Here is a 7,461-nt window from a genome sequence, read left to right as displayed (position 1 = left end):
ACTCATCGCTTCCCGTAGCGATGCAGGTCATAGAAGAAGTCGTCCACGTGGGCGAGGTCGCCTGCGCGCCCCACCTCGTCGTAGACGAACTTGCCGACGGCCAGGTCCAGCACCCCGAGGCCGAACGGCGAGAAGAAGATCGGCTTGTCCGCGGGCAACCGGACCGCCCCCGTCATCACGTCGAACAACGTGCCGGACAGGAAGTCGCGGTTGCCCTCCGCCTGCTCGGCCAGGTGCACGGACGTGTTGGCCTTGAGGCAGTGCTCGACGTCGTCGACGATGTTCGTGCCGGACAGCACGACCTCGGAGGAGAGGTCGCGCAGCGACACGTGCAGCACCAGCGGGTTGTGCTCGAACCACGTCGGGTCGGTGATGTGCGGCTCGCCCGCGACGGTCGCGAACACCACGAGGTCGGAAGCCCTGATGAGGCTTTCGGCGCTGTCGTGGATCCGGGCGGTGCCGTCGCCGGTGGACTCGACGTAGCCCTGGAACCCGGCGGCGTGCTCGGCGCTGAGGTCGTGGATGCCGACCTCGTCGAACGACCAGCCGCTGCCGGTGAGGTAGGTGTGGATGTAGCGGGCGATCAGCCCGGTGCCGATGAAGCCGACCTTCGCGGGCCTGCCGCGGTCGCGGGTGAGCCAGTCGGCGGCGAGCGCGGCCGACGCGGCCGTGCGCACGGCGCTGATGATGGAGCTCTCCATGCAGGCGATCGGGTAACCGGTCTCCTGGTCGTTCAGGATCAGCACGGCCGAGGCGCGGGGGATGCCGCGCCCCACGTTCGCCGGGAAGCTGGAGATCCACTTCACGCCGTGCACGCCGATGTCACCACCGACCGACGCGGGGAGCGCGATGATGCGCGACGCGGGGTCCTGCGGGAAGCGCAGGAAATACGAAGGCGGGTTCACGGTGTCTCCGGAGCCGTGCAGCCGGTAGGCCGCCTCGACCAAATCCAGGAGGTGTTTGTCGCGACCCTGCAATACTTCGTGCACTTGCGCGCCGGAAATCACCGAGAAGGTCGGAGTCAGATCCGACATGTATACCCACGCTCCTCTGCACCAACCGCGGCAACGTGCTGCGGCGACCTGATGAATATGCTGCCCACCAGGGCTGACGAGGCGCTGACACAGGGCTGACGAATCGATCTACCTGCGGTTACCGGTTGACGGATCGCCTTCTAGAGAAAATATATAGAAAATCGAGTTGTCCACTCGACCGTAACGTGGTCCACACATTGACAGGCCTACGGGGCCGTGCCTATGTTTGTTCCCAGTAGAGCGCGCCATTCACCGAAGTGCCGTCGCGCCCCCCATCAACAATTCACATCCGCGACTTTTGTCGTGTGCGGACAGGAAGGATCGTCTTCGATGGAAGATCGCAGGATCAAGAATGTCGTCGTCCTGGGTGGCGGCACGGCGGGCTGGATGACCGCGTCCTACCTAGGCAAGGCCCTCGGCCCGGCCGTCAAGATCACCGTGCTGGAAGCGCCGTCGGTCCCCCGGATCGGTGTCGGCGAGGCGACAGTCCCGAACCTGCACAAGGTGTTCTTCGACTTCCTCGGCCTGGCCGAGGAGGACTGGATGCGCGAGTGCAACGCCAGCTTCAAGATGGGCATCAAGTTCACCAACTGGCGCACCGGCGGCAGGGGTGACTCGAACCCGCGGCCCTACCGCGACACGACCGACCACTACTACCACCTGTTCGGCCTGCTGCCGAACCACGAGAACGAGCCGCTGTCCGCGTACTGGTCGCACAAGCGCCTCACCGGCCAGACCACCGAGGCGTTCGACTACGCCTGCTACCGCGAGCCCCCGATCCTGGACGCGAAGCTCGCGCCGCGGCACGCCGACGGCACCAAGTGGACGAACTACGCGTGGCACTTCGACGCCGCGCTGGTGGCCGAGTTCCTGCGCAAGTTCGCGACCAACAAGCAGGGCGCGATCCACATCCAGGACGAGTTCATCGACGCCGACGTGGACACCCGCGGCCACGTGACCGCGTTGAACACCAAGGGCGGCCGCAAGATCGAGGGCGACTTCTTCGTCGACTGCTCCGGCTTCCGCGCGCTGCTGATCAACGGCGTCATGCGCGAGCCGTTCCTCGACATGAGCGACCACCTGCTCAACGACCGCGCCGTGGCCACCCAGGTCCCGCACGACGACGAGGCCAACGGCGTCGAGCCGTTCACCGGTTCCATCGCCATGACCAACGGCTGGACCTGGAAGATCCCGATGCTGGGCCGTTTCGGCACCGGCCACGTCTACTCCAGCCGCTTCACCACCCAGGACGCCGCCACGCAGGAGTTCTGCGAGATGTGGGGCTTGGACCCGAGCGAGCAGAAGCTCAACCACATCAAGTTCCGCGTCGGCCGCAACCGCCGCACCTGGGTCCGCAACGTCGCCGCCATCGGCCTGTCCTCCTGCTTCCTCGAGCCGCTCGAGTCCACCGGCATCTACTTCATCACCGCCGCCCTCTACCAGCTCGCGAAGCACTTCCCGGACAAGAACTTCGACCCGATCTTCGCCGACCGCTTCAACGCCGAGATCAACACGATGTTCGACGACTCGCGCGACTTCCTCCAGGCCCACTTCAGCCTGGCCGCGCGCAACGACACCGAGTTCTGGCGCGCCTGCAAGGACCTGGTGCTCGCGGACGACATCAAGGAGAAGATCCGCATGTACAAGGCGGGTCTGGCGATCAACATGCCGGTCACCGACGAGAACACCTACTACGCCAACTTCGACGCCGAGTTCCGCAACTTCTGGACCAACGCCAGCTACTACTGCGTCTTCACCGGCCTCGGCTTCGACCCCCAGCAAACCCTCACCAAGCTCACCCACCACCCCTCCATGCTCGACTCGGCGGAACACGTCTTCGCCGACATCAAGCGCAAGCAGCAGGAACTCCTCACCACCCTCCCCACCACCTACGACTACCTCAAGCAACTGCACGGCAAGTAACCGCGCAGCAAGGAAAACGCCGGAACGGGCCCCCGACCCGCTCCGGCGTTTTCGCGTACGGAAACCCCACCAACACAGCCCAACACAGCCACGCCACAACATCGGCGCAGCCGCCCCCTCGCATCCGGCGCGGAGCGCCCGCCGCATTACCGACGCGCAGCGAGGTGCCTTGTCGGCGCAGCCGATGCCCTAGTCGGCGGAGCCGATGCCCTAGTCGGCGGAGCCGATGCTGGCGGAGCCAGACCTCCCCCTGCCCCCGATACACAGCGCCCTCCTGCCACACCCCCGTTTGTCAAGGCATCTTTCCCGCCTTGACAAACGGGGGTGTGGCATTGAGATAATTGCGCGCCGGGGGCTGGGCTCCACAGAGGGTGGGAAACAACGCACCGGAGGCCGCGCTCCGCAGGGGAACAACACACCCGAAAGCCGGGCCGCACAGGGAGCGGGGAACAACACGCCAGGGGGCCACGTCTTCAGGGGAACCAACGCGCCGGAGGCCGGAGTCAAGAAAACAACCCCCCGACGACCAAACTCCCCCCAAAACCCACCCCTACCTCCCCCCGAACGGCACGAACCCCACCCCCTCCCCCTCCACCATCCGCCCACTCCTCACAACCATCCCCACGAACCCCCGCCTCCCCCGAGCAGCCACGATGAACCTCTTCGCCAGCCCCTCCACCACCTCGGGGTAGTACTTCCCGATCATCGCCGCCGGCTGCGCACACGGCGTGTTCACCCTCGTCACCATCACCGTCGCCCCCGTGAACTTCCGGTGCTCCACGTCGTACGGCCCGAAATCCACCCCCGGCGGCAGCACCAGGAAATCCTGGATCCCACCCGTCCCCCGGAACCCGCCTATCACCACGTTCACCCCCAAGCACTGCGCCAGGAACAGCCGCACCGCCGCAGCACCCTCCACCTCCCGAGGCAGCACCTCGTACGCCGCGGCCAGCGACTGCAACCCCTTCCCGCACGCCTCCTCCTCCAGCCCCAGCTCACCCGCGATGTGATCCAGGTCCGCGTCGCTGATCAACGACACCGACTGCCTGTTCAACACCGGCGTGTACCGCTGGTAGGAAGGGCTTCGGACATCCGCAGCGATCACCTGCCCACCGTTGCGCACACTGCCCTCGATCCGATTCGACACCACGTCGAACTCGGCGTCACCAACGGGAACAGTGCAGAACTCGGCCGTACTGGGCGCCACGAGGATCAACTCCAGGTGACCAAGCGGAGGCGGGGTCGACATCGCGCGGATTCTAGGCGGCGGAGGTTACAACCCGAACTCGCACGAACCCGACCCAGCGCACAGGAGCACAAAAGCACAGGGAACCCCCTCACACCCCCATCCGAGCCAACCGCCCCCTGGTCTCCACCGTCGTGGGATGCCCCTCCCCCAACACCTCCGCGTAGTCCGCCAACAACCGCGCGAGCATCTCCCGAGCACGCCCCCGCTCCCCCGACTCGTACACGGCCGCCACCAGGTTCCCGCACACGTCCATCGTCTTCGGGTGCTGCCGCCCGAGGTCCGCCAGGAACCACGAGTAAGCCCCCTCCAACAGCTCCAGCCCCCGCGCCGACTCCCCCAGCGAGAACAGCACCGCGCCCAGCGTCCCCGCCGTGGTGGCGGTGTCGTCGTGCTCCCCCAGCACCCGCCGCCGCCGTTCCAGGGTGTCCTCCAGCAGCGCCACGCCCTCCTGCCGCTCCCCGCGCATCACCAGCGCCGTCCCCAGGTTGTGCGCGCAGTGCAGCGAAGCCGGGTGGTCGACCCCGGCGGCCCGGTGGTAGCGCGCCAGCGCCTCGCGGTGCGCCGCCTCGGCCTCGGGCAGCCGCCCCAGCTGGTACAGGGTGCCCCCGAGGTCGTCCAGCAGGGCGATCGTCACCGGGTCGTCGGGCCCGAGCAGTCGTTCGGCGGACCCCAGCACCTCGCGCAGTCCGGGTTCGGCCTCCTCGTGGTGCCCCTCGTCCAGCAGCGCGAACACCCGGTCGCCCAGCTCGACGACCTCCGGCGGCAGTTCCGGCTCGGTCACGCGGCTCTCCTCACCTGCCGGGACGCCCGGCCCGCCACTTACCGTAGTCGGCCGGGCACCCGGACGGGTGTGAGGTGGAAGTCCAGGTCCAGAGGCCCGTCCGCGCTGCGAACGGCCGTCGGGGCGGGAATGCTGGGAGGCGCCCGTCCCCGACCCCGTGAGGAAGCATGGCGAACCCGAGCCGCACCACCGCACTGCACTGGACCGTCGTCGTACCGGTGATCGCGGTCGCCGCGCTCGCGCTCACCTGGGGACGGGCGCTGCCGGTCCTCGCCGTGGTGCTGGTCGCGGTGCTGCTGGCGGGCGCGGTGCTCGCGGCCGTGCACCACGCCGAGGTGGTGGCGCACCGGGTGGGCGAGCCGTTCGGGTCGCTGGTGCTGGCGGTCGCGGTGACCGTGATCGAGGTGGCGCTGATCGTGACGCTGATGGTCGACGGCAAACCCGGCAGCGAGACGCTGGCCAGGGACACCGTGTTCGCCGCGGTCATGATCACCACGAATGGCATCATGGGGGTGTCGCTGCTGGTCGGGGCGTTGAGGCACCGGGTGGCGACGTTCAACCCGGAGGGCACGGGCGGCATGTTCGCCACCGTCACCACGATCACCACGCTGAGCCTGGTGCTGCCGACGTTCACCACGACCAAACCGGGCCCGGAGTTCTCGCCCGCCCAGCTGGCGTTCGCCGCCGTCGCGTCACTGGCGCTGTACGGCCTGTTCGTGGCGATGCAGACGGTCCGCCACCGCGACTACTTCCTGCCGCTCGACGAGCACGGCGAGGTCATGGAGGAGCACGCCACCCCGCCGACCGGCAGGGCCGCGGCGATCAGCCTCGGCCTGCTGCTGGTGTCGCTGGTGGCGGTCGTGGGCAACGCCAAGGCGGTCTCGCCCGCGATCGAGGCGGGCGTCGAGGCCGCGGGCTTCCCGCTGGCCGTGGTCGGTGTGGTCATCGCCCTGCTGGTGCTCGCCCCGGAGACCCTCGCCGCCGTCCGCGCCGCCCGCCGGGGCCGGGTGCAGACCAGCATCAACCTCTCGCTGGGCTCGGCGATGGCGAGCATCGGCCTGACCATCCCGGCCATCGCCATCGCGTCGATCTGGCTGACCGGCCCCCTGGTGCTGGGCCTCGGCCCGACGCACATGGTGCTGCTCGCGCTCACCGTCGTGACGGGCACGCTGACCATCGTGCCGGGCCGCGCGACCCTGCTCCAGGGCGGTGTCCACATCGGACTGCTGGCCGCGTTCCTGTTCCTCGCCGTCAGCCCGTGACGGCGAGGAACAGGCGCGTCACACCGCCGCGAGCGGAGCCGTGCGGAACGGGTCCTCGCGGTCGAGCTTGCCGGTGAACAACCCCTGGAACAGGTTGAGCTTCTGCATGTTCGAGGTGCCCTCGATGAACTCCATGCCCCGCGCGTCGCGGACCAGCTTGTCCAGCACCGGGTGCTCCAGCCGCGCGCCCGCCCCGAAGAACGTGCACGCCTCCTGGGTCGCGTCGTGCGCGAGCTGGGCGGCCCGCACCTTCGCCGCCGACGCCAGGTAGCCGTCACCGGTCCTCGCGTCGACCGCGGCCGCCGCCAGGTGCACCAGCCTGCGGGCGCCGTCGATCCGGCGGGCCAGCAGGTCGAGCCGGTCGCACTCGTCGCGCCGCAACGAGGTGCGGTGCGTGATCACGTACTCGTGCGCGGCCCGCGCGATGCCCAGCGCGATGGCCGCGACGCCGGGTCGGAGCAGGTTGAACGTCTGCACGAACGCCCACATCCCCCGCCGCGACGGCGAGAGGTGCCGTCCGAGGAACCGCTCCGGCGGGATCTCGACCTCGTCCATGGTGATCGCGCTGATCCGCGCGCCGCGCAGGCCGATGGTCTCCAGCGCCTCGGCGTGGAAGCCGGTGCTGGGGTTCTCGACCAGGACGGCGTTGATGCCCAGCGGGCCGGGGCTGGTCCGCGCGAACACCACGCCGAGCTGGGCGCGGGCCGCGTTGCCGACGTACCGCTTGGCGCCGCTGAGCAGCGCGGGCCGGTCGGCGGTGGCGGGAACGACCGTCGTGCTCAGCGCACCGGCGTCGGACCCGCGGTCGGGCTCGGTCAGCGCGAAGAACGTCCACAGAGGACTTTCCAGCATCCGGCCGTAGAACCAGTCCTTCTGCTGCTCGTCGGCCAGCAGGTCGATCAGCACGCCCGCGAGCAGCGGACCCGGTGAGGCGACCAGCATGCCGACGTCGGCGCAGGACAGCTCCTCCATGATGATCGCCCGTTCCAGGGCGAGGGTCCCGTAGAACCTGTTGCCCGCGATGGGGATCGGCACGTTGCCGTACTCCGGAGGGATGCCCATGGTGGACAGGTACCGCACGGCGGGCAGGTCGAAGTGCTCCCGGATCAGCTCCGGGTCGCGGTCGAGCGCCAACCCGAGCGCCCGGAAGTCGGCGCCCCACTCGCGGACCTGCGCGCGCAGCGCGAGCAACCGGTCGTCAAGCTGGATCAT

At 68.8% G+C, this 7,461-nt stretch carries 6 protein-coding genes; 2 read left to right on the top strand and 4 right to left on the bottom strand.

What is annotated here, in order from left to right; translation table 11 throughout:
* Positions 1-2: 2 nt before the first annotated feature.
* Positions 3-1,034: a 2,3-diaminopropionate biosynthesis protein SbnB gene (sbnB, locus tag RM788_RS41035; RefSeq protein ID WP_315925414.1), complete on the bottom strand. Its 1,032-nt coding sequence runs from the start codon at positions 1,032-1,034 to the stop codon at positions 3-5.
* 330 nt (positions 1,035-1,364) lie between these two features.
* Between sbnB and RM788_RS41030 the strand changes: the two genes are divergently transcribed.
* Positions 1,365-2,957: a tryptophan halogenase family protein gene (locus RM788_RS41030; RefSeq protein ID WP_315925412.1), complete on the top strand. Its 1,593-nt coding sequence runs from the start codon at positions 1,365-1,367 to the stop codon at positions 2,955-2,957.
* Positions 2,958-3,507: 550 nt separating this feature from the next.
* Here RM788_RS41030 and RM788_RS41025 read toward each other — a convergent pair.
* Both RM788_RS41025 and RM788_RS41020 read right to left on the bottom strand, forming a co-directional pair.
* Positions 3,508-4,206 carry a hypothetical protein gene (locus RM788_RS41025; RefSeq protein ID WP_315925410.1) on the bottom strand — a complete coding sequence of 233 codons (699 nt, stop codon included), beginning with the start codon at positions 4,204-4,206 and terminating at the stop codon, positions 3,508-3,510.
* Positions 4,207-4,294: 88 nt separating this feature from the next.
* The gene (locus RM788_RS41020) at positions 4,295-4,987 is read right to left on the bottom strand and encodes a tetratricopeptide repeat protein (protein ID WP_315925408.1); all 693 of its coding nucleotides are present in this window, start codon (positions 4,985-4,987) and stop codon (positions 4,295-4,297) included.
* 167 nt (positions 4,988-5,154) lie between these two features.
* Between RM788_RS41020 and RM788_RS41015 the strand changes: the two genes are divergently transcribed.
* Entirely contained in the window at positions 5,155-6,249 is a 1,095-nt protein-coding gene (locus RM788_RS41015; RefSeq protein ID WP_315925406.1) for a calcium:cation antiporter, read from the top strand.
* Between the two features lie 18 nt (positions 6,250-6,267).
* Here the strand turns inward: RM788_RS41015 and RM788_RS41010 are convergent, their stop codons facing one another.
* Positions 6,268-7,461 carry an acyl-CoA dehydrogenase family protein gene (locus tag RM788_RS41010; protein WP_315925404.1) on the bottom strand — a complete coding sequence of 398 codons (1,194 nt, stop codon included), beginning with the start codon at positions 7,459-7,461 and terminating at the stop codon, positions 6,268-6,270.

This window comes from Umezawaea sp. Da 62-37 (assembly GCF_032460545.1).
In the GTDB taxonomy this organism is placed as follows: Bacteria; Actinomycetota; Actinomycetes; order Mycobacteriales; family Pseudonocardiaceae; genus Umezawaea.
This window is presented reverse-complemented; position numbering and strand designations above follow the sequence as displayed.